This window comes from Mobilicoccus caccae, assembly GCF_030161635.1.
Taxonomy (GTDB): domain Bacteria; phylum Actinomycetota; class Actinomycetes; order Actinomycetales; family Dermatophilaceae; genus Mobilicoccus; species Mobilicoccus caccae.
The window spans coordinates 2,089,968-2,112,551 of sequence record NZ_BSUO01000001.1; the positions used below are offsets into that span (position 1 = coordinate 2,089,968).

Sequence of the window (22,584 nt, forward strand, 5' to 3'; positions counted from 1 at the left end):
ACTACCCTCCCGCGGATCGCGTCTCGACCAGTGATCGGGCCTCGTCCACGAGAGCGACCAGATCGAGTCCGTACCTCGGACCGCCGGAGCGCCCGTACTGCCCCAGTCGCTCCTCGCCGCGGCCCAGGAGACGCCGCGCTCCGGTGGTGTTGCCGCGAGCGCCGTGGGTGATCGCGACGCACAGCTGGGCGAGGCCCTTCCACAGGTCCCGCTCGGCCTGCGGGCACGACTTCCAGCGCGTCTCGTAGATCTCGTGCGCCGAGAACGGACGTCCCGCCGCCAGCAGCCCGCGGGCCACCTCGATCGTCCGTTCGGGAGGCAGCGGCGTCTCGTCGACGGGCTCGACCCCGGTGGCGCCGTAGGGCAGTGGGCGGCCGAGGGCGTCGCGCGGGCGGGCCTGCCGCGCACGTCCCTCCTCGTCGCGGTCTCGGGCTCGTCGCCGCGCGCGCCCGGTCGACGCCCTTTCCTGCCGATCCACGCCCGCGCCGTCGTCCTCGATCTCGTCCTCGGTCGCGTTCTCGTCCCGGTCGTCGCTCATGCGATCCGCTCCTGATCCAGTGGCGCCAGCACCTCGTCGGCGGCCGCGCGTCCCAGCCGTACGGCCGTCCGCAGGGTCGCCTCGGAGCGCCCGACGCGGGAGATGCGCGGCCCGTGGGCCGGTGGCGCGATCTGCAGGGTGTGTCGGTCACCGGCCAGGAGTCGCTCGGCCTCGGCCTTGGTCTCCTCGCGTCGCAGCCAGGCCGCCGCCGCGCCTGGGGCGTGGCGGGTCATCCATCGCGCCACGACGCCGCGTTCGAGCCTGCCGGCCGGTCGACGGACGTGGTCGGGTGAGGTGGTGCGCAGCACGAGCAGGTGCGTCGCCCCCTGGGCCCAGGCGGTGAGCGCGGGCACCGACTCGGCGATGCCCGCGTCGATGAACGTGCGCCCACCCAGGCTCACCGGCGGCCCGCCGAGCACCGGCATCCGCGTCGTGGCCCGCAGCGCCGCCTGCAGATCGCCCTTGCTCGAGACGAACGGCGCGAGGTCGGTCGACTCCCCCGTCATCGCGTCGGTGGCCAGGGGGTGGAACTCGACGTCGCTCGCGAGGATCTCCGCGTACCCCATCGGGGTGATCCGCTCGTACACGTGGTCGACGAGGTGGTCGGTGTCGACCAACGCGCCACCCCGCAGCGCGCGGCGCACGTCGATCACCCCGTTCGTCACGACCGGCTCCCACCACCCGTGCACACCGGCCGCCACCCGCTCGCACACCAGCCACGCGCCGTTGAGGGCGCCGGCCGAGGATCCGTACACCGCGTCCACCGCGGGCAGCACGCCGCGGGACTCGAGCGCCTCGACCATCCCCCCGCCGTACGCGGCTCGCGAACTCCCGCCCTCGAGCACGACGGCCAGCCGGGCGTCGTCCTCCCGCGCCCCCGGACGGCTGGCCGAGGCCAGACGATCGGCGATGAGCGCGAGGACGGGGTGAGGGGTCACGGCCTGTTCGATCCTGGTGTCGGAGCTGCGGATTCAGCCCTGGGCGAGGACGTCGAGGGCGTGCTGCAGGTCGGCGGGATAGGTGCTCTCGAAGGTGACGTACTCCCCCGAGCCGGGGTGCTCGAAGCCCAGGCCCATCGCGTGCAACCACTGCCGTTCCAGGCGAAGGCGCGCGCCGATGGTCGGGTCGGCGCCGTAGAGGGGGTCGCCGACGCACGGGTGCCGCAGCGCCGCCATGTGCACGCGGATCTGATGGGTGCGGCCCGTCTCCAGCTTGACCTCCAGCAGGCTCGCGCTGCGGAACGCCTCGAGCACCTCGTAGTGCGTGATGCTCGGCTTGCCGCTCGCCATGACCGCGAACTTGAAGTCGTACCCCGGGTGCCGGCCGATCGGCGCGTCGACCGTGCCGACCATCGGATCGGGCAGCCCCTGCACGACCGTGTGGTAGGTCTTGTCGACCTCCCGGTTGCGAAAGGCCCGCTTGAACATGGTGTAGGCGTGCTCGCTCTTGGCGACGACCATGAGACCGCTCGTCCCGACGTCCAGGCGGCTGACGATGCCCTGTCGCTCGCTCGCGCCCGAGGTGGAGATGCGGTACCCCGCGGCGGCCAGGCCGCCGACGACGGTCGGTCCGTGCCAACCGACTCCGGGATGGGCCGCCACGCCCACGGGCTTGTCCACCACGACGATGTCGTCGTCGTCGTGGACGATGCGCATCCCCGGCACCGGGTCGGCCACGACCTCCAACCCCGTCGGGGCGTCGGGGTCGGGCAGGCTGACCTCGAGGACGGATCCACTCATCAGCCGGTCGGACTTGCCGACCGGCCGGCCGTCCAGCAGCACCGCACCGGCCGACGCGAGATCGGCCGCCTTGGTGCGCGACACCCCGAACAGCCGCGCCAGGGCGGCGTCCACCCGCTCACCGGCGAGGCCGTCGGGCACGGGCATGGTGCGGACGTCAGGCATGGTCGACCTCCTCGGAGTGGGCGCGCGAGCCCCCGGCGAAGGGGATGTCCTTGAACGCCGCGACCATCAGGCAGGCCGCGGCCGTCGTGATGAACGAGTCGGCCACGTTGAACACCGGGAAGTTCGGCAGCATGAGGAAGTCGACGACGTGACCGTGGGCGAAACCCGGCGGCCGGAACAACCGGTCGGTGAGGTTGCCCAGAGCGCCACCGAGGAGGAACCCCAACGACATCGCCCACCAGGACGAACGCACACGGGTCGAGGCGACGACGATCGCGATCGACACGCTCGCCATGATCACCGTCAGCACCGGCGTGAACGACGTCCCGAGGGAGAAGGCCGCGCCCGGGTTGAACACCAGCGTGAACTGCAGGATCCGCCCGAGGAACGGCTCCGCCTCGCCCTGGACGAAGGAGGCCAGGGCCCACTGCTTGGAGAGCTGATCCAGCGCCCACACGGTGAGCGCGAGGACCAGCAGGAGGACCATGAGGGGCGGGCGGGCCACACGGGACCCGGCGGCGGTGGAACCGGAAATCAGCGACGCTCCGTCTTCTGTTTGCACGCCACGCAGAGCGTGGCACGGGGAAGGCCTGCAGCCGCGCCTTGCCGATCGGCTCGGCGCACTGCTCGCACACACCGTAGCTGCCCTCGGCGAGCTTGCCGAGCGCGAGCCGGGACTGCTCCAGCAGGGTCCGCGAATGACGGGCCAGCGTGAGTTCTTGCTCCCGCTCGGCGACCTTGCCACCGGCGTCGGCCGTGTCGTCACCGGCGCCGCCGCCGTCGTTCTGCATCAACTCGACGAGATCGGCCTCGGTCATCTCCACCTCGGCCGCGATCCTCGCGATCTCGGCATGGAGCTCGGCCTGGACCGCCTCGATCTCCTCGGCCGTCCAGGCCTGCTCACCGTCACGGACCGGCGGGGTCCCGGGTCCGGCGCCGGAGCTCTCCGGCACCGACGTGCTCACACTGGTCATCACTCGTCCGATCCACGGGCCTGCACCACGACAGCGGCTCGTGTCGTGGTGCAGGAAAGGATAGGGCTCACCGGCCCCCGGCGTCGCCCGGACCCGCCCCCTCAGAACTGAGGCTGCTCGACGCGTTCCTCCGAGCGCTCGGACTCCTCGGATCCGTGCTCCTGACCGGCCTGGTGGTCGTGCTGGTGGTGCTGGTCGGTCGCAGGCTCGTGCGCGTCGTCGGCGGCCATCGCGCCGTCGGGCAGGTCGCCCGGGCGCACCGACCCGCCGTCGGGCAGCCCGTGCAGGTGCGACTCGATGAACGAGGTCAGCCTGGTGCGGTAGTCGCCCTCGTAGGCCGCGAGCTCGCGGATCTTGGTGTCGTAGGACCCGCGACGCCGCTCGAGGTCGGAGAGGACCTCCTCGCGGCGGGACTCGGCCTCTCCGACGAGCTGCGCCGAGGTCTCGCGCGCCGTGGTGACGAGGCGCTCGTGCTCCTCCCGGCCCGTGGTGAGGAGGCGGTCGTGCTCGGCCTGCCCGGTGCGGACCAGCTCGTCGTGGCGGGCCTGGGCGGTGCCGACCAGCTCTTCGTGCCGCGCCTCGGCGGTCTCGATGAGCTCCTTGTTGCGGGCCTCACCGGTCTGGACCAGCTCGTCGTGGCGGGCCTGACCCGTCTGCACCAGCTCGTCGTGGCGGGCCTGACCGGTCTCGACGAGTTCGGCGTGCTTGGCCCGACCCTCCTCGAGCAGGGAGTCGCGCTCGGTGGTGCCCTCGCGGACGAGGCGATCGTGCTCGGTGCGTCCCTGGTCGACGTACTCGTCGTGGACCTTCTGCGCCAGCGCGATGACACCCGCGGCGTCCTGCACCGAGTCACCGCTCTCACCGGCGAGCTTGACCGGCGCCTGCGTCTGCTGCGCCTTCGGAGCGGCCTCGTCGTCGGACTCACCGGCGGCCGCGATCGCGGCCTCCCGCTCGGCGGCGGCCTTCTCGGCCGCCTCGATGCGCGCCTGCGCCTCCCGCTCGGCCTGCTCGGCACGCGCCAGCGCGGCCTCGATGCGTGCGGCGGCCTCCTGCTCGGCCTCGGCGGACTCCTCGCCACCGGCCGTCTGCCCGATCGCGCCGGCGGGCCCACCGACGGCGGCGGAGCGTCGCAGATCGGTGTTCTCGCCCGCGAGGCGTCGCAACTCGACGACGACCTCATCGAGGAAGTCGTCGACCTCCTGCTCGTCGTAACCACGCCTGAACTGCGTCGCGGTGAAGTGCTTGTTCAGAACGTCCTCGGGGGTGAGCGGCATGGTGAACCCTTTGATCGCGCCGGTGTATCCACCACCAGAGTAACGGAATTCGGGCGATTCGCCGAGCCCACATTTTCGACGACGTAGCAGGTGAGAGCGCCTTTGCAGAACATGCGTCCAGGTCGGACGCCCGTGTTCGACGCTTCTGAGCACGACGCGATCGAGAAACCTGTGGACAACTCACCGCACCTGCCGAGGCGCACTCGCACGTCGCTCAGTGCGCTCGAGGGGCCCGCCGGACCGGCGATCCGAGAGCCGGCTCGCGGGACGTAGCGCAGTTTCGACGTCCTCGGAGAGGCCGCTTCTGCGGTCGCTGTGCGACATCGCAGGTCAGAAGGGTGCCCCCAAACCGTGTGGCGCGAGGAGTACGTCGAAACTGCGCTACGTCGTGGGTCACCCCGCCTCCGCTCAGCGGGGGCAGCCCACCGGGGTGACCTTGTCCCGGCCCTCGAGCCGGCCGCCGCTGAGGGTCTTGCCGACGAGCGCCGCGGTGGTGCTCGTACACGTCAGGCCCGTCTTCGACGTCCGGAAGGTCATGACGAGGTCGCGACGGCCGTCCCTGTCGATGTCGACCATGCGGTGACGCAGGGGGACGGCCTTCTTCGGTCCGAACCGGAACGTGCGCCGGTCGAGGCGGTCCGCCCGAAGATAGGGCGTGCTCTTGAGCGCGACCGTGACCTCTCCGCGGCCGATGCGCACCTGGTTGTGGCCGCGCCCGGGCACGATGTCGATCGGGGCGTAGAGGAAGCAGTCACCGATCGTCACGGACACGTGGTTGGGGGTGCTGTTGCCCAACGTGACCGCGGCGGGCCCCCGCGCCAGCGGACGACGCGCCGCGGCCACCGGCACGAGGTAGCGGCCCCGGTTGCTCAGCGTCACCGTGGCCGTCGAGGGTGCCCCGCGCGGCAGCGTCACGAGCGCGGGCAACCTCGGGATGACGATCGCCTTGCGGGCGACGACGTCGACCGTGCTCCACGGGTTGCCGTCGACGGGTGCGGACCTGGCCATGATGAACTCGGTCGCATAGTCGGACGTCGCCGGGGAGTCGTTGAAGACCTCGAGCCCCGCCTCGAAGCGGATGCCGTCGCGGCACGCCGAGACGACGTCGAGCACACGGCCGTCGAGGTTCTGCCAGCCCGCGTGAGCTGCCGGCGCATCGGCGATCCCCAGGACCGTCGACCCCGTCAACGCGCCGATCGCGACGACGCTCAAGGTCAGCGGTCGGCGGCGCGACGTGGCTCGCCGGCGACCCGGGGCCACGCCGGGTCCGGTCGGGTGTGGGCGACGCGGGTCGGCGATCGGGTGCATGGCAGGAACTCCTCGGCGGCGGCCGGATCGACCGCCCGAATCGTCGCGGGTGCGACTCCTGTCAGCGTCGACCCGGCGCCCTCGACGGAGCAATGGTTGTGTCGTCCGGGGAACACTGCGGGCGTCGGCCTCCCGACACACTGAAGTGTGACGACGTCGTCTTCGGGCCGTGGGCCCGACCTGCCGCCCGACGTGGGGGTGGTCCTCCAGGCCGACCTGGTGGGCTTCACCCCGCTCGCGGCTGCGATGAGCCGCTCGGGCCAGCGTGGGATCGAACGTCTGCATGCCCTGCTCGACGGCACGTTCGCCGCGATGACCTGCGCCGTCGAGGCCCGTGGCGGCCGGGTCGTGACCTTCGCCGGGGACGCGCTCACCGCGGTGTTCACCGGCGGCCGACTGGCCATGACCCGAGCGGACGCGCTCGAGGCCTCCCGCGACCTCCTCGCCGTACGCGATCCGACCTGGCCGCAGGAGCACGGCAGCCCGATCTTCCGGGTCGGGTTGGGCAGCGGGCGGCTCCGCCTCGACGAGCTCGATCTCGATCTCGAACGGTCGGACAGGCCGTGGATGCGTGCGCGGGCCCCGACGCCCGGCGACGATCCCACCTCGCTGCGCGGGCTCGTCGTCCTCACCGGGCCGGCCGTCGAGGCCGCGGGAGTGGCCGTGAGGCGTGCGGAGGTCGGGCGTGGCCTCGCCTCCTGGACCCCGCAGGCCGTGATGCCGGCCGACCGGAGCATCCCGGTGCCTCCCACGGATCCGTCGATGCGCGCCCACCATCGCGTCGTCACGACCGTCTTCGTCCACGTCGGGTGCTGCGCCGGCGGGCTGCGGCGAGCACGCTCCGTCCTCGACGAGGCGGCCCGGATCGTCGCCCGTCGCCACGGCGACCTGCGCCAGATCGAGGGTCGCGGCGAGGACTTCGTCCTCGTGCTCGGGTTCGGCGCTCCCCGAAGCCACGCCGACGACGTCGTCCATGCGGTCGCGTGCGCCCACGACCTGCTCGTCCTGGGACACGACTCCGGCCTGGCCACGCGCGCGGGGATCGCCACCGGTGAGACCTTCTGCGCCGAGCTCGGTGGGCCGGGGCATCGGGAGTACGTCGTCGTCGGCGACTCGGTCAACCACGCCGCCCGCCTGGCGCAGAGCGCCTCCGCCGGTGAGGTACGTATCGATGCGGCGACCGCGCGGGGCTGCCGCGGGCGCGAGGGATTGTCGACGCGGGCCCTGGGCGTGCTGCCACTCAAGGGGCGAGCGGGGCAGGTGGCCTACGCGGTGGACTCCGACGTCGTCGACCCCGGCCACGCCACCGACGGGCTCGGCCTTCTCGAACCCGGCACACCACCGCCTCGGTCGGTCGGCCGGGACACCGAGATCGCCCACCTGCGCGACCTCACCGCGCTCGATCGCGACGGCCCGGGGCGCGTCGTCCTGGTGACCGGTGAGCCGGGCATCGGCACCTCCCATCTGCTGCGTCTCCTGCGCCCACACCTGAGCGGGCCCGTCGCCGTCGGCGCCGGCAGTTCGGTGCAGGCACGGACGCCCTACCTGCCCTGGCGCAGCGTCTGGCGGGAGCCGCACATCGGCGGTGCGGAGGGGGCGACGGCGAGCCTGCCCGACGTCGACCGCGAGCTGGCACCGCTGCTCGCCACCGCCCTGGGGATCCCGACCCCCGACACCGACGCGACGCGACACCTGTCGCCGGCGGACCGGGCCGGAGCGACCCGGCGGCTGCTCGTGGACCTGCTGCGGCGGGCCTGCCGCGTCCACCGGCGCCTGACGATCCTCATGGACGACGCCGACGGGCTCGATGAGTTGTCCGGCCGGCTCCTCACCGACGTCGCGCGCCTGTCGACGACCCACCCGCTCGTGCTCGTCGTGGCCGCTCGTGGCCCCGTGACCTGGCTCGATGCTCCGGGGATCGAGGTCGCCAGGTCGGATCTGGGGCCTCTGGATCGGCGCGCCGCGCGGCACCTGGCGGCCGAGCTCCTCGGAGCAGGCCACCCCCGGATCGAGGCCGTGGCCACCCGCAGCGGCGGCAATCCGCTGTTCCTTCACCACCTCGCGCACTGGACCCTCGATCGCGACGGCGGCATCCGGGAGGAGCGCGACGCCGACACAGACCCGCCCGACGGGATGCCCGAGGACGAGCCGCTGCCCGAGGACGTCCGGCGAGTGGTGCTGTCCCGCCTCGACAACCTGGGACCGGGCCGGCAGTCCCTCGTCCACGCCGCCGCCGTCGCGGGCCACACCGGCTCGGTCACCGTGCTGAGCGCCTGCGCCCGCGCCGCGGGAATCCCGTTGAGTCCCGAGCACGTCGAGGGCAGCGAGCACGGCGACGCGACCTCCGACGCGGGCTGGCCGGGTGCGCTGCGTGGGCTCATCGAGCGCCGGGGCGATGCGACGTTCGCATTCACCGACCCGCTGGTCCACGACGTGGCCTACGCGACGATCAGCCTCGCCGTGCGGTCCCGCCTGCACGAAGTCGCGGCCCGCACCCTCGAACAGCAGGGGTCGGCGCCACAGGACGAGGAGCCCGCCCGCGTCGAGTTGCTCGCCCACCACTACGGGCGCTCGAACGACCTGGCCGGACAACGGCGGTGGATCGGTGCGGCCGCACGGATCGCCGAGCGCGACTACGCCACCGACACCGCCCTCGCCCACCTGCGCCGGCTCGTCGCGATCGAGCGGGAGGACGCCGCGCGCGCCGACCTCTGGATCCGGCAGGCGGCGATCCTGGCTCTGCTGGGCCGACGCCCGCAGGCGCAGGCCCTGCTCGAACGCGCCCTACTCGCCGCCGCGGCAGCAGCCGGATCACCCGCGGTCTCGACCGGCCCGGTCGCTGTGTCGGCCGCCCGCGCGCGGCGCGACCTCGGCGCCCTCCTCCTGCCGACGACGCGGTTCGAGGACGCGATCGTGCTGCTGGCCACGGCGGCGGACGAACTCGAGGCGGGAGGAGACCTCGAGGGTGCGGCACTCGCCCTGGACCGGCTCGCCTTCGGGCATCTGGATCACGGAGATCCGGTGACGGCGCGGTCGGTCGCGCGGCACCAGCGTGACCTGGCCGACCACCTCGGCAGTGACGCGCTCGTGGCCGCCGCACTGTCGAATCTCGCGCTCACGGCTCTCGCGGCCGGAGCCTCGCAGCGGGCGCTGGAACTCAGCCGGGAGGCGCACCGTCGTGCGCTGCTCAGCCGTGACCGGCGCCTGCTCGTCCACACGGGCAACGACCTCGCGGGGCGTCTGCTCGAACACGGTGAGCCCGGTGCCGCGGCGGCCTGCGTCGAGGAGGCGCTACGGACGGCCCGCTCGATCGGATACCGCTCGGCCGAGGCGGCGCTGCGCGGCAATCTCGGCGAGCTGCACCGTCTCTGCGGCGATCCGCACACGGCGACGACGCTCGTCACGCGCGGGCTGCGCCAGGCGCTCGACCTCGAGGACTGCCCGACGGTCGCACGCTGCATCGTCAACCTCGCCCTGTGCCGCCTCGACGCCGGCGACGCCGTCGCGCCGTCGCTGGTGAGGCGGGTGGCGCGGATCGCCGTCGACCTCGGTCAACCCGCCTGCGCACAGGAGGCGCACATCGCGGCCGAGCAGGAGGGTCCGGTGGGCCCCGCTCTCGCCGGTGTGCGTCTGCCCACTCCTGTCGACCTCGCAGACCCTCCGTCCCCGGCCACGATCCTGGCCCTGGTGGACGCGGCCGAGCGGCTCGCCGCGGACCGGACCCGCGCCGACTGACTCCCCTGGGGTCTGGTGGGATCGCTCCCCCGGGCGGACAATCCGAAGGGTGGACTTCCCACTGCTGTCCGCCCTCGACGACGCCGCCCGCAACCGGTTGCGCGACGTCGGCGCGCGTCGGCACTTCCGCCGCGGTGAGGTCGTCTTCCACGCCGGAGACGCGGCCAACTCCATGCACCTCGTCCTCAGCGGCCACGTGAGTGTGCAGATCACCACGCGCTCAGGTGATCTGGCGATCCTCACGGTGCTCGGACCGGGGTCGAGCTTCGGGGAGATCGCGCTGCTGCGGGAGGAGTCCGAGCGCTCGGCGACGGTCTCGGCGCTGGACCCCGTCGAGACCTTCGTGCTCGGCAAGGCCGACTTCCTGCGGCTGCGGGCCACCCTGCCGGCCATGGACCGCTACCTCGTCGACCAGCTCGCCCGCTACATCCGGCGTCAGGACGCCCGGCTCGTCGAGGCGCTCTACGTCGCCGTCGACAAGCGGGTGCTGCGGCGAGTCCTGGCGATGGCCCGGCTCTACGGCGACGGTGGGGCCGGGACCGTCATCCCGTTGACGCAGGACGTCTTCGCGAGCATGGCGGGCACCACCCGTCCGACCGCCAACCAGGTGCTGCGCGCCGCCGAGCGCGACGGGCTCGTGACGATGTCGCGAGGCCGGATCCGCATCGAGGACCCTTCGGGTCTCGCCCGTCGCGCGCGGTAGCAGGACGGTTCGCGCGGGCGACCCGGCGAGGGCGCCGGCGACATCGTCCGGCCGAGGCACATCGCTGGGGCGTTGTCTGTCAGCTCCCTGACACCGTAAGCGGATTCGTGACGATGCCGCGGCAGGGGTACACGGCCGCACTGTGAGTGCACACCCGGACGCACCGGGAGTGCACATCACGGGAGGCAACACTCATGGACACCATCACCCGCCCACGTCTGGCCAAGGCAGGGGCCCTCACCTCGGTCGCCCTCACCGCGCTGCTGGCCGGAGCCACCCTCGGCCCCGCCCCCGCACAGGCCCAGGCACTCGGCTCGGCCACGGGTTCCACACCCGCCACGAGCAGCAGCTCGGCCGCCGCGCTCCTGCGCGCCGCCCCGGCACCGCCGCCGCCGGCACCTCGTCAGCTCAGGCAGCTCCGCCTGGTCGCGGCCCCCGTCCAGATCGTCAACACCTTCAGCAACCTCGCCGTCGACGTCGTCGGGGGCAGCACCGCCGTCGGCACGGGCACGTGGCTGTGGCCGAGGACGGGCTCCACCGCCCAGCTCGTCGACCTCCTGCCCACCGGTGACGGGTACTACCGCATCCGCGTCCGCCACTCCGGCCAGTGCCTCATGCTCGACTGGCGCACCGGCGCCTACAAGGACGGGACGAGGATCGTCCAGCACCCCTACTGCAACACCGGCTACACCCCCTCGCAGTGGCGTCTGCAGCGCATCCCGACGAAATCCGTCGTCAACGGCGTCACCGTCCCCGGATCGACCTACATGCGACTCATCAACCGGAAGACGGGGAAGTGCCTCGACGCCAACAACCCCCGCGGCTACACCCCGCCTGAACGAGCTGCGATCCAGCAGTACCGCTGCCTGCCGACGGCCGGCCGCTTCGGCGGAAACCAGTCGTGGGACATCCTGCGTCACGGCCAGAACCGCGCCGACTGACACAAAGACCGATCTGCCGGGCACCGGGAGGCCGACACCGGGCACAAGCCATGTGCCGACCTTCCCACCCACGGGGTGCGCGCCGCTCATCATGCCGCGCACCCCGTCGGCCTGCTCTGGGCACCGTCGAAACTGCGCTACGTCGACCACAGCGCCGGTGGGGTGTTCCGGCGTGCTGCGCCGCGTCAAGGCGCTCGAGGCCGCCGAGCTCGTCGCCGGCTACCGGGGCGAGGTCGATCCCACGATGGTCGGGGGTTCACGGTCATCGCGCGTCGACCGGCATCTGCGCGAGACCGCACGCCACATCGAGGAATCGTGGCTCGTCAGAGCCCCGGACGCGCGCGCCGCTCAGGTCCCGACGCCCGTTCGGGTGACTTCGGGCCAGGCGCGGCGTACCGTCGACAGATGGAGCCGCGCGGCTCTCAAAGGGAGATGGACCATGTCCGACAAGTCACCTCGACAGTCGATGTCGAAGAAGAGCACCAAGTCCCTCAAGGAGAAACGGCGCGACAAGAAGGACGCCGCCACGGGCGGCAGCCAGGTCGACCAGGTGGTGCACACCAAGCGCTGATGTCCCGCTGGGAGGCTGCGCACGCAGCCTCCCAGGACAGCGGAGAGTCTCAGACGGTCAGAGCCAGCCTGCTGAGGACGCTGATCAGCAACGACAGGCCGATGAACAGCACGATGAACGCGAGGTCCAAGGCGATTCCGCCGAGCCGCAACGGCGGGATGACCTTGCGCAGCGCCTTCAGGGGCGGATCGGTGAGGGTGTAGATCCCCTCGACGATGACGAGCACGAAACCCGTGGGCCGCCAGTCGCGCGCGAACACCTGGATCCAGTCGACGACGAGACGCGCGATGAGAACGAACAGGTAGAGGTTGAGAACGGTGACGAGGATCGCGAGCAGAGGTGCCATGTGGTCCAGTATCGCGGTCGGTCAGCTCTGATTGAAAAGCCCGCGGCGTACACGGGTGCCGTCGCCGTCGCTCGAGGTCACCTCGAGGTTGGCCGGGGACAGCAGGAAAACCTTGTTCGTGACCCGCTCGATCGTGCCCTGCAGGCCGAACACGAGGCCGGCGGCGAAGTCGACGAGCCGCTTGGCGTCGGCGTCGTCGAGGTCCGACAGGTTCATGATGACCGGGGTGCCCTCACGGAAGGTCTCGCCGATCTTCTTGGCCTCGTTGTACGTCCGCGGGTGGATCGTGCAGATCCGGTGAACACCTGACACATCCACGTCCTTCACGACCTCACTCACCGGGGTACGGCGCGGAAACGGGGTGACTTCCGCGCTGCGCCGCTCCTCCACGGGGGCGAGAGCGACGTGCGACCCGCGACGCTCACGCGCGACGGGTGCGGGGATCACGGTACCGGTGTCGTGATCCTCCTCCCGGGGCGCCCGGCGCGGCTCGTCACGGACGGCCTCGCGCCGCTCGGTGCGGGGCTCGCGCTCACCGTCGCGCGCGTCGACGTCCTCGACACGGTGACGTTCGACGACCCGGGGGGCGTCCTCGTCCTCGTAGCGCACCTCGCGGTCCTCCTCGTCGGCCAGACCGAGGTACACCCAGGCCTTACGCAGTGCTCCAGCCATCAGTGTGCTCCCACCTGCATGCTCGTTCTCTTGTGTCGGGGACGGCCTCGGGGCCCGCGTGAGGACGCGGGTGCGCGAAGTCGGCCGTGTTGGGGCCCACGCTAGCGGGCCGGTGGTCGACCGCCCAGGATTGCGGACCCGACACGCACGTGAGTCGCGCCATGGGCCAGGGCGGCCTCCAGGTCGCCGCTCATCCCGGCCGAGATCCACGTCGCGTCCGGGTGGTCGAGCAGGAGACGTCGGTGCAGGTCGGCGAGCCTGGTGAAGGCCTCGTCGGGGTCCGCGCCCAGCGGCGCGACCGCCATCACGCCCCGCAGGGTGAGCACGTCGCTGCCTGCGACACGCTCCGCCAGGGCGGGGAGCTGATCCGGCGCCGCTCCCCCGCGGCCGTCGCTGTCGACCTCGAGGTCGACCTGCAGGAGCACCTCCAGCTCGCGACCGGCCGCACGCGCCCCCTCTCCAGGGCCCCGACGAGCTTGACCCGGTCGACCGAGTGGACGACGTCGGCGTAGGCGGCCACCGAGGCGGCCTTGTTGGTCTGCAGTTGCCCGATGAAATGGACCCGCTCCGGGCGGGATCCGAGCTCCTCGAGTTCGGCCACCTTGGCGGAGGCCTCCTGGTCGCGGTTCTCACCCATGTCGGTGACCCCGAGCTCGACCAGCGACGCCACGTCGGAGGCGGGGAAGAACTTGGTGACGACGATGACCGTGGGGTCGGCGCCGGTCGCCGCGATGCGCTCGCGGAGGGCGGTCAGGTTCTGCGCCAGCTCGGCGCGCCGATCACTCACCGCGACCACACCGACACGACACCGGCGGTGCGTCCCGTGCGGGCCGAACGGCGGTAGCTGTAGAACCGCGCCGACTCCCGCGTGCACCCCGGCACCCACGTGACGTCGACGTCGAGGGCGTTCAGTCGCGCGACGACGCCGGCCGCGACGTCGAGGGCGGGTGTGCCCGTCCAGGACACCGTGGCCGACACCGGGTGGGCCGCCGCGACCTCCTCCCGCATCGCCTCCGGCACCTCATAGCACCGGCCGCAGACACTCGGCCCGACGGCGGCGGTGAGCCGCGTCGCCCCCAGATCGCGCGCGGCCGAGACGGCGGCGTCGACGACCCCGGCGACGAGTCCCGGGCGACCGGCATGCACGGCCCCGACGACTCCGGCCTCGGGATCGGCCAGGAGGATCGGGGTGCAGTCGGCGACGAGCACACCGAGCGCCAGGCCGGGAGTGGTGGTGAGGACCGCGTCGACGCGAGGCGCCTCCCCTCCCACGGGCCGGTGGCGAGGGCCACGTCGGCGCCGTGCACCTGATTCATGAAGAGAAGGTGGGAACGGGGAACACCGATGTCGGCGGCGAGAAGACGCCGATTGGCCTCGACCGCGTCGGGGTCGTCGCCCACGTGACCACCGAGGTTCAGGCCGGCGAAGTCACCCGTGGACACACCCACCGACGGGGCGGCCTCGGTGAAGCCCCGGTCCACGAACGCACGCGTGGCGTGCGCCCGGGTGTCACCACCCTCGCGGGATGGACACTCCGTCTGCGCACGCCACGCGAACACGGACCGCTTACTTGAGGAAGTCGGGCACGTCGAGGTCGTCGCCCTCGTCGAAGGTCACCGTGCGGGGCGGACGACCGGGCTGCTGCTGACCGCCACCCTGCGCCGGCTGTGCCTGACGCTGGGGCGCCGGGTGCTGACGCGGCTGGGCCTGACGCTGCGGCATCGGCTCGTGACCGGGCTGCACGCCCGCCGGCTGGACCTGCTGCGGCTGGCGCTCCTGCGGCTCCGGCTGACGGGGCACCTGACCCTGGCGAGGCATGACCGGCTGGCCCAGGCCCTCGCGCGGCTGACCCTGCGGCTGCTGCGGCGGCATCTGACGACCCTGCTGCGGGGGCATCTGCTGCTGACGCTGCTGCGGCTGAGCGGCACCGCCCTGCTGCTGCTGACGGTCGTCGGTGCGCCGCTGCGGGCTGCCACCGTCGAACCCGGCGGCGATGACCGTGACGCGGACCTCGTCGCCGAGGGCGTCGTCGATGACCGCACCGAAGATGATGTTGGCCTCGGGGTGCGCGGCCTCCTGCACCAGGCGGGCGGCCTCGTTGATCTCGAACAGACCGAGGTCGCTGCCACCCTGGATCGACAGGAGCACACCGTGCGCGCCGTCGATGCTGGCCTCGAGCAGCGGGCTGCTGATCGCGAGCTCGGCGGCCTGGACGGCACGATCCTCGCCGCGGGCCGACCCGATACCCATGAGTGCCGAACCCGCACCCTGCATGACCGACTTGACGTCGGCGAAGTCGAGGTTGATCAGACCCGGGGTGGTGATGAGGTCGGTGATGCCCTGGACACCGGAGAGCAGCACCTGGTCGGCGCTGCGGAAGGCGTCGAGCATGGAGACCGCGCGGTCGCTGATCGACAGCAGTCGGTCGTTGGGGATGACGATGAGCGTGTCGACCTCTTCGCGCAGCGCGCCGATGCCGGACTCGGCCTGGTTGGCGCGACGGCGACCCTCGAAGGTGAACGGACGCGTGACGACGCCGATGGTGAGCGCGCCGATGGACTTGGCGATCTTGGCGACGACCGGCGCTCCACCCGTACCGGTTCCACCACCCTCACCCGCGGTGACGAAGACCATGTCGGCGCCCTTGAGCGCCTCCTCGATCTCCTCGGCGTGGTCCTCGGCCGCCTTCTTGCCCACCTCGGGGTCGGCGCCGGCGCCGAGCCCACGCGTGAGCTCACGGCCCACGTCGAGCTTGAGGTCGGCGTCGCTCATGAGCAGGGCCTGCGCGTCGGTGTTGATGGCGATGAACTCGACGCCCTTCAGGCCGACCTCGATCATCCGGTTGATGGCATTGACACCGCCCCCACCGATGCCGACGACCTTGATAACGGCCAGGTAGTTCTGCGGTGCTGCCACGACGGGGGCCTCTCCTGAAGACGATCTTTCGGTCGTGCGGATCGACACACGAGGTGTCGGAACCACGATATGAGCTGGGACCGCAGGTTCGGCTCACGTGCCGATCTCCGGCGAGTCGCAGCGTTACTCACTACTGTCCGCGCCCATCGTAATGGACGGTCGGTGGCCCAGCCTGCCATCCCGGGGGGACTTTCCCAACCCTTGACCTCTCATTGACGTCTAGCAGTACCGATCGTCGGGGCGATGGCTCCCGCCCCGCGAGTCGGCTGCCGGGAGGGGCCCGCAGGTCAACCGGTTCGGGTACCGGAGCCTCCCGGGGTGCGGGACGACGTGTCGGTGGGCGTTCCCCGCCTCGTCCCACTCTCTCCGGCCCCGGTGCCCGCGGTGGAGTCCGCCTCGTCGGTGGACGCCGCGCTCGGCGTGCCGGTCCCCCCGCCGGTGCGCGGCGTCCGCGTCCCCCGCGTGCTCGGGGCACTCGGTGAGCTGCCTGGTGAGCGGGTGGCCGCCTGCCCTGCCGGTGTCGTCGGGGCCGTGTCACGGTCGGCGGAGGTGACGGGCGCCATGGGTGCGGAGACGTCGATCCGCGCGACCCCCTCCCGCTCGACGAGGTCACGGACGACGGCGGTCTTCAGGCGGCTGTCGCTCGCATCGCCCCAGGTCACGTCCACGTCGTCGACGGTCAGGGTGATCGTGCCCGCGGCGTTCATCCGCACCTGCTCGACCGAGGTGCGCAGGTCGGGCGTGAGGCCGGCGACGACGGAGGCCAGGGCGCGCAGCATGGTCGGGTTCTTGGGGTCGGCCGTGGTCGCGCTCTGGACGCCGTCGGGCACCGAGCTCACCGTCTCGAAGGCCACGCCGTCGGCGTCGACGAGGTGGAACCCGGTGACCCCGGGACCGGTGACGGCGACGACCGGAACCCGCGGCGTCGCCTCGACGACGAGCGTCGACGGCCAGGCGCGGGAGACGGTCACCGCACTGAACAGGCGCGTCGAGAGCGCCGCGTCGCGCACCCGAGAAGTATCGACCTGAACTAGAGGCTCACCCTTGGTGACCGGCGCCGCCTGCTGCAGGGCACCCATCCGGGACGGGTCGGTCCGGTACTCCACCTGCTCCACCCGGAGGAACGGGGCGAACCATAGCAGCGCGGCCACCGCGCCGGCGGCGACGACGATCGCGAGCGCGACCCAGGCGGTCAGCCGGGCCAGGCGACGCCGGGTCGGCCGCGTGGGCGCGGTCGAGGAACTCACGTGCTCACTCCCGCCAGCTCCTCCAGCAGACGCGGCCCCACGGTCGTCACGGATCCGGCCCCGACGGTGAGGACGAGGTCACCCGGTCGTACGACGTCGCGCAGGCGGGCCACGGCCGCGTCCAACCCGACGACGTCGTGCACGGTCGTGCCGGTGGCGGCGAGCGGAGCCGAGACGAGCTCGGAACTCACCCCGGGCATCGGGTCCTCGCGGGCGGGGTAGATGTCGGTGAGGACGACGACGTCGGCGCCGGACAGCGCCTGGGCGAAGCGGTCGGCGAAGTCGCGGGTGCGGCTGAACAGGTGGGGCTGGAAGCAGACGACGAGCCGGCCGGGCGCGCTGACCTGACGGCCGGCCGCGACGACGGCCTCGACCTTGGCCGGGTTGTGGGCGTAGTCGTCGACGACGCGGATGCCGCCGACCTCGCCCTTGGCCTCGAACCGGCGACGGGTCCCGCTGTATCCGGCCAGACCGGCGAGGACCTGCTGCGGGTCGGCACCGAGACCGACGACGGCCGCGAGCAGCGCGGCGGCGGCGTCGAGCAGGTTGTGCACGCCCGGCAGCGCCACCTCGAGCCCCAGTCCGTCGAGGGTCGTGAGGGCCTCGACTGCGGCCCGGGCCCGTTCCCCCGGCTCGGCGCCCTCGAGGACGGGCGAGTCGGTACCGCGCACCGCGAGGCGGGCGCGTCCGGACAGCCCCTCGCCCACGACGTCGACGAGGCGCAGGTCGGCCCGGTCGTCGGTGCCGTAGGTGACGACGAGCGCACCGGCCTCCCGCCGGGCACAGGCGAGATCCCAGGCGCCGGGGTCGTCGGAACAGGTGACGAGCAACCGCGCCGACCCGCTCTCGGCGAACATCTGGTAGGCGGCGCGCACCACGTCGAACGTGCCGTAGAAGTCCAGGTGGTCGGGCTGGACGTTGGTGATGACGGCGACGTCGGGGCGATAGGCGAGGAAGGTGCCGTCGCTCTCGTCGGCCTCGACGACGAACGCCTCGCCCGAGCCCAGGCGGGCGTTGACCCCGAGGCCGACGAGCTCGCCGCCGATGGCGAAGGACGGGTCGGCACCGGCCGCCAGCAGCGCGACGGTGAGCATCGCGGTGGTCGTCGTCTTGCCGTTGGCGCCGGCCACGGCCACGCGGGCGTGTCCGCTCATGAGACTCGCCAGGGCCTGGGAGCGGTGCAGGATGCGTATCCCGGCGGTCCGGGCGGCGGCGAGTTCGACGTTCTCCTCGCGCACCGCCGAGGACACGACGACGGTGTCGGCGCCCGCGACGTGGGCGGGGTCGTGGCCGACATGGATGGTGGCGCCCCGCTCACGCAGGGAGTCCAGCACCGCCGAGTCCTGGGCGTCGGAGCCGCTGACGACGAGGCCGCCGTCGAGGAACAGCCGGACGATCGCCGACATGCCCGCTCCCCCGGCGGCCAGCACGTGGATGCGGCCGAGCTCACGGGCGGGCGGCACGTCGACGCCGAGGTCGAAGCGCGTGGTGAACGGCAGGTCGGTCATCGCCGTCCCCCTGCGCCACGGCCCGTTCCACCATGTCGGTGAGCATCTCGTCGGCGTCGCGCCGCCCGCACGAGGCCGCAGCGGCCGCCATGTCGCGCACCCGGTCGGCGTCGGTGATCAGCGGCATGACGTCCGAGAGGATCCTCGCCGGCGTCAGGTCGGTGTCGTCGATGAGGAGGCCACCGCCCGCCCCGACGACGTCGGTCGCGTTGACGCGCTGCTCGCCATTGCCGATCGGCAGCGGCACGTACACGGCGGGCAACCCGACGGCGGTGAGCTCGCACACCGTGTTGGCCCCCGACCGCGCCACGACGAGATCGGCTGCGGCATAGGCCAGCTCCATGCGGTCGGCGTACTCGCGGACGACGTAGGCCGGCCCTTCGCCGATCGGCGGCGGAAACTCCTTGCCCCGCCCGCACAGGTGGAGGACCTGGACACCGGCCGCACGGATCTGCGGCGCGGCGACGGCGAACGCGTCGTTGAGCCGCTTGGCACCGAGCGACCCGCCGGTGACCAGCAACGTCGGGGTGTGGGGGTCGAGGCCGAAGGACTCGCGCGCCGGCTCGCGCACCGCCGAGCGGTCGAGGTCGGCGATCTCGCGACGCAGGGGCATCCCGACGACCTGAGCGTGCGGCAGCGGGGTGGAGTCGAACGTGACCCCCACGTGGCGGGTGAGCCTGGCCCCCAGCTTGTTCGCCAGCCCGGGCCGGGCGTTCTGCTCGTGCACGACGATCGGGATGCCGCGGCGACGGGCCGCGAGATAGGCGGGGCTGGCGACGTAGCCGCCGAACCCGACGACGACGTCCGCACCCGCGACGACCCGGTCGGCCGCGCGGACGGCCCCGCCGAGACGGCCCGGCAGGGAGAACACGTCCGTGCCTGGACGCCGGGGGAAGACGACCTTGGGCATCGTCTCGAGCCGATAACCGCGGGCCGGGACGAGCCGCGACTCGAGACCGGCGGCGGTGCCGAGAGCCGTGATCTCCACCTCGGGGTGGCGGCGGCGCAGGCAGTCCGCGAGGGCCAGCAACGGTGACACGTGCCCCGCCGACCCCCTCCTGCGAGGACGACGGATCGCATCATCGGTCCTTTCGTTTCGAGGTGCGGGGCCGGGGCAGGGACGGCATCCGCAGGCCGTCTCGCTCACGCCACGCCCGTCCCGTGCGCTGCCAGAGGCCGGGGCGGCCGGCGAGGGCCTGACGGCACGCCGGTTCGCTGCGGGCGAAGGCGATGACCATGCCCAACGCCCCGAGGTTGGTGACGAGTGCGGACCCGCCGTAGGAGACCAGCGGCAACGGCACACCGATGACGGGCAGCAGGCCGATCACCGAGCCGATGTTGATCATGGCCTGGACGACGATCCACACCATGACGCCCGTGGTGGCCAGGCACACGAACTGGTCGTCGCTGTGCATGACCACGCGGTAGCAGGCGAGGGCGAGCAGGGCGTACAGCACGATGACGAGCAGGGTGCCCCAGAGGCCGAGTTCCTCACCGATGATGGCGAAGATGAAGTCGTTGTGCGGCTCGGGCAGCCACAGCCACTTCTCGACGCTCTGACCGAGCCCGCGGCCGATGATCCCGCCGTCGGCGAGGGCGAACTGGCCGTGCCGTGTCTGCCAGCACTGGTGGACGTCGGTGCAGTTGAGCCACTGGTCGATGCGGGACATGCGGTTGCCGCTGAACGCGACGAGGGCCGCGACGCCGGCCGCGCCGAGCACGCCGACCCCGGCGAACAGCTTCCACGACACCCCGGCCGCCCACATGATGCCGGCGATGATCGCGATGAGGACGAGGGCGGTGCCCAGGTCGCGCCCGAGGAGCACGAGTCCCACCACGACGCCACCGAAGGGCACGAGAGCCGGGACGATGACGTGCTGCCACTGGTGGATGCGGTGCCGTTTGGTCGCCAGCGTCAGGGAGCAAATAAGGACGAGGGCGACCTTGCCGAGCTCGGAGGGCTGGAGTCCGATGCCGGCGATGTCGACCCAGTTGCGGTTGCCGCCGACGTCGCGACCGAGACCGGGCACGAAGACGAGGAGTTGCAGGGCCACCGCGGCGAGGAAGATCGGCAGCGCGAGACGGCGCCACATGAGCACCGGGATGCGGGAGGCGATGAGCGCTGCGATCCCGCCCAGGACCGCGAACATCGCCTGACGTCCGAAGAGCGAGTACGAGGAGTCACGGGCCACCAGGGAGGCCACCGAGGATGCCGAGAGCACCTCGACCAGTCCGATGATCGTCAGGCTCGAGACCACGGCGATGAGCAGGTAGTACGTCGACAGCGGGGATTCGAGCCGAGCCCAGAACGGGTGTTGCTCCGGGGGCCCTTCCTCGTCGTCGTGGCCCGCTCGGCGGCGGGCCGCCGCCGAGGTCGTCGGACGTCGCGTGGACGTGCTCACCGCTCACCCCTTCCGATCGCTCTCGATACCCGTGCGCGTTCCCGGCCTGCGGTCGCTCAGGCGCCCGACCGGGCTCTGACGGCCTCGGCGAACGCATCGCCCCTGGCCTCGTAGTTGCGGAACATGTCCATCGACGCCGCCGCGGGGGCGAGGAGCACGACGTCACCCTCGCGCGCGAGCCCGGCCGCGGCCTCGACGACCGATGCCATCGCCCCAGTGTCGGTGGCCTCGACGTCGATCGTGGGGACGTCCGGGGCGTGTCGGGCGAGGGCCTCGGCGATGCGTGCGCGGTCACGGCCCATGAGGACCACGCCGCGCAGACGGCCGGCGTTCTCGCGCACGAGATCGTCGACGTCGGCGCCCTTGAGCAGCCCGCCGGCGATCCACACGACGTTCTCGAAGGCCCGCAGCGAGGCGGACGCGGCGTGCGGGTTGGTCGCCTTGGAGTCGTCGATCCAGGTGACCCCACCCGTGACCGCGACCTCGGCGATGCGGTGGGCCTCGGGGGTGAACGCCCGCAGCCCGTCGCGCACCGCGGTGGCGCTCACGCCGGCGGCCCGGGCGAGGGCGGCCGCGGCCAGGGCGTTGGCGATGACGTGGGGCGCGGGCTCGACGCTGCCGCGGCGCAGGTCCTCGATCGTGCCGAGCTCGGCCGCCGAGGTCCGACGGTTCTCGACGAAGGCGCGGTCGGCCAGGACGTCGTCGACGACTCCGACCATCGAGAGGGACGGGACCCCGGTGGTGAACCCGACCGCCCGGCATCCCTCGACGACGTCGGCCTCGCGCACGAGTTCCTCGGTGACCGGGTCGGCGACGTTGTAGACGCACGCGACGTGGGTGTTCTGATACACCCGCCCCTTGGCGGCGCGGTACTCCTCGAGCGAGCCGTGCCAGTCGACGTGGTCGGGCGCGACGTTGAGGCAGGCGGAGGCGACCGGCGAGATCGAGCGCTGCCAGTGCAGTTGGAAGCTGGAGAGTTCGACCGCGAGCACGTCGTACGGCTCCGGGTCGAGGACGGCCTCCATGATCGGCGTGCCGACGTTGCCGACGCTGCGCGAACGCAGACCGGCCGCGGCGAAGATCGAGGCGAGCATCTGAACAGTCGTCGTCTTGCCGTTGGTCCCGGTGATGGTGATCCACGGCGCCGCACCCTCGGGCCGCATGCGCCACGCGAGTTCGACCTCGCCCCACACGGGGATCCCGCGCCGGTCGGCCTCGACGAACACGGGGCTCGTGGGGCGCCAGCCCGGGGAGGTCACGACGAGGTCGATGTCGGTGAGCAGACCCGCGGGGTCCTCCAGCGCGGCCTCGCCGGCCTCACCCATGAGGAGTTCGGCGCCGAGCACCTCGAGGATGCGGCAGCGCTCGGCCAGGCCCTCCGACGTGCTCGCGTCGACGCCGCGCACGACGGCGTCACGTTCGAGCAGCGCATCGGCGGCGGCGAATCCGCTGACGCCGAGCCCGGTGACGAGCACCCGCAACCCGGCCCAGTCGGCGCCGCGGTGGTCCAGCGGACCCGAGCGGCCGGCGGGTTCTCCCCGCACC

19 protein-coding genes and 2 pseudogenes are annotated in these 22,584 nt (G+C 72.4%); 4 read left to right on the forward strand and 17 right to left on the reverse strand.

What is annotated here, in order from left to right; translation table 11 throughout:
- Position 1: 1 nt before the first annotated feature.
- The 6 genes from QQK49_RS10095 to QQK49_RS10120 form a co-directional block, all read right to left on the reverse strand.
- Positions 2–538, reverse strand: coding sequence for a DUF309 domain-containing protein (locus QQK49_RS10095; RefSeq protein ID WP_284303796.1), 537 nt, complete (start codon positions 536–538; stop codon positions 2–4).
- Positions 535–1,476, reverse strand: coding sequence for a patatin-like phospholipase family protein (locus tag QQK49_RS10100; protein WP_284303797.1), 942 nt, complete (start codon positions 1,474–1,476; stop codon positions 535–537). The genes QQK49_RS10095 and QQK49_RS10100 overlap by 4 nt, the downstream gene beginning before the upstream one ends.
- Positions 1,477–1,509: 33 nt before the next feature.
- Positions 1,510–2,442: an RluA family pseudouridine synthase gene (locus QQK49_RS10105; protein ID WP_284303798.1), complete on the reverse strand. Its 933-nt coding sequence runs from the start codon at positions 2,440–2,442 to the stop codon at positions 1,510–1,512.
- Positions 2,435–2,947, reverse strand: coding sequence for a signal peptidase II (gene lspA, locus QQK49_RS10110; RefSeq protein ID WP_284303799.1), 513 nt, complete (start codon positions 2,945–2,947; stop codon positions 2,435–2,437). The genes QQK49_RS10105 and lspA overlap by 8 nt, the downstream gene beginning before the upstream one ends.
- 570 nt (positions 2,948–3,517) lie before the next feature.
- Positions 3,518–4,690, reverse strand: a complete 1,173-nt coding sequence (locus QQK49_RS10115) for a DivIVA domain-containing protein (RefSeq protein ID WP_284303800.1) — start codon at positions 4,688–4,690, stop codon at positions 3,518–3,520.
- 408 nt (positions 4,691–5,098) lie between these two features.
- Entirely contained in the window at positions 5,099–5,998 is a 900-nt protein-coding gene (locus QQK49_RS10120) for a hypothetical protein (protein ID WP_284303801.1), read from the reverse strand.
- 147 nt (positions 5,999–6,145) lie between these two features.
- On the opposite strand from QQK49_RS10120, the gene QQK49_RS10125 reads away from it, so the two are divergent.
- From QQK49_RS10125 to QQK49_RS10140, 4 genes are all read left to right on the forward strand, one after another.
- Positions 6,146–9,733 (forward strand): AAA and adenylate/guanylate cyclase domain-containing protein, encoded by a 3,588-nt coding sequence (locus tag QQK49_RS10125; RefSeq protein ID WP_284303802.1) that lies wholly within the window; start codon positions 6,146–6,148, stop codon positions 9,731–9,733.
- A gap of 49 nt (positions 9,734–9,782) precedes the next feature.
- Positions 9,783–10,436 carry a Crp/Fnr family transcriptional regulator gene (locus tag QQK49_RS10130; protein WP_284303803.1) on the forward strand — a complete coding sequence of 218 codons (654 nt, stop codon included), beginning with the start codon at positions 9,783–9,785 and terminating at the stop codon, positions 10,434–10,436.
- A 194-nt stretch (positions 10,437–10,630) separates the two neighbouring features.
- The gene (locus QQK49_RS10135) at positions 10,631–11,377 is read left to right on the forward strand and encodes an RICIN domain-containing protein (RefSeq protein WP_284303804.1); all 747 of its coding nucleotides are present in this window, start codon (positions 10,631–10,633) and stop codon (positions 11,375–11,377) included.
- Positions 11,378–11,549: 172 nt separating this feature from the next.
- The gene (locus tag QQK49_RS10140) at positions 11,550–11,948 is read left to right on the forward strand and encodes a hypothetical protein (protein ID WP_284305981.1); all 399 of its coding nucleotides are present in this window, start codon (positions 11,550–11,552) and stop codon (positions 11,946–11,948) included.
- 49 nt (positions 11,949–11,997) lie between these two features.
- Here QQK49_RS10140 and QQK49_RS10145 read toward each other — a convergent pair whose 3' ends face one another.
- The 11 genes and pseudogenes from QQK49_RS10145 to murD form a co-directional block, all read right to left on the reverse strand.
- Positions 11,998–12,294 carry a YggT family protein gene (locus tag QQK49_RS10145; protein ID WP_284303805.1) on the reverse strand — a complete coding sequence of 99 codons (297 nt, stop codon included), beginning with the start codon at positions 12,292–12,294 and terminating at the stop codon, positions 11,998–12,000.
- A 21-nt stretch (positions 12,295–12,315) separates the two neighbouring features.
- A complete protein-coding gene (locus QQK49_RS10150) occupies positions 12,316–12,966 on the reverse strand; it encodes a cell division protein SepF (protein WP_284303806.1) in 651 nt (216 codons plus the stop codon).
- Positions 12,967–13,067: 101 nt separating this feature from the next.
- A pseudogene (locus QQK49_RS10155) lies at positions 13,068–13,753 on the reverse strand (YggS family pyridoxal phosphate-dependent enzyme).
- A complete protein-coding gene (locus QQK49_RS10160; RefSeq protein WP_348536157.1) occupies positions 13,750–14,238 on the reverse strand; it encodes a purine nucleoside phosphorylase YfiH/LACC1 family protein in 489 nt (162 codons plus the stop codon). The pseudogene QQK49_RS10155 and the gene QQK49_RS10160 overlap by 4 nt, the downstream one beginning before the upstream one ends.
- A 65-nt stretch (positions 14,239–14,303) precedes the next feature.
- Positions 14,304–14,525 (reverse strand): annotated as a pseudogene (locus QQK49_RS22795) (laccase domain-containing protein); the annotation flags it as partial.
- Between the two features lie 7 nt (positions 14,526–14,532).
- Positions 14,533–15,882, reverse strand: coding sequence for a cell division protein FtsZ (gene ftsZ / locus QQK49_RS10165; protein WP_284303807.1), 1,350 nt, complete (start codon positions 15,880–15,882; stop codon positions 14,533–14,535).
- Positions 15,883–16,169: 287 nt separating this feature from the next.
- Entirely contained in the window at positions 16,170–17,129 is a 960-nt protein-coding gene (locus tag QQK49_RS10170; RefSeq protein ID WP_284303808.1) for a cell division protein FtsQ/DivIB, read from the reverse strand.
- Entirely contained in the window at positions 17,126–18,637 is a 1,512-nt protein-coding gene (gene murC, locus QQK49_RS10175; RefSeq protein ID WP_284303809.1) for a UDP-N-acetylmuramate--L-alanine ligase, read from the reverse strand. The genes QQK49_RS10170 and murC overlap by 4 nt, the downstream gene beginning before the upstream one ends.
- A complete protein-coding gene (locus QQK49_RS10180) occupies positions 18,576–19,676 on the reverse strand; it encodes a UDP-N-acetylglucosamine--N-acetylmuramyl-(pentapeptide) pyrophosphoryl-undecaprenol N-acetylglucosamine transferase (RefSeq protein ID WP_284303810.1) in 1,101 nt (366 codons plus the stop codon). The genes murC and QQK49_RS10180 overlap by 62 nt, the downstream gene beginning before the upstream one ends.
- Positions 19,677–19,716: 40 nt before the next feature.
- The gene (gene ftsW / locus QQK49_RS10185) at positions 19,717–21,039 is read right to left on the reverse strand and encodes a putative lipid II flippase FtsW (RefSeq protein WP_284303811.1); all 1,323 of its coding nucleotides are present in this window, start codon (positions 21,037–21,039) and stop codon (positions 19,717–19,719) included.
- Positions 21,040–21,095: 56 nt separating this feature from the next.
- On the reverse strand, positions 21,096–22,583 hold the full coding sequence (gene murD / locus QQK49_RS10190; RefSeq protein ID WP_284303812.1) for a UDP-N-acetylmuramoyl-L-alanine--D-glutamate ligase: 1,488 nt from the start codon (positions 22,581–22,583) through the stop codon (positions 21,096–21,098).
- Position 22,584: the final 1 nt, after the last annotated feature.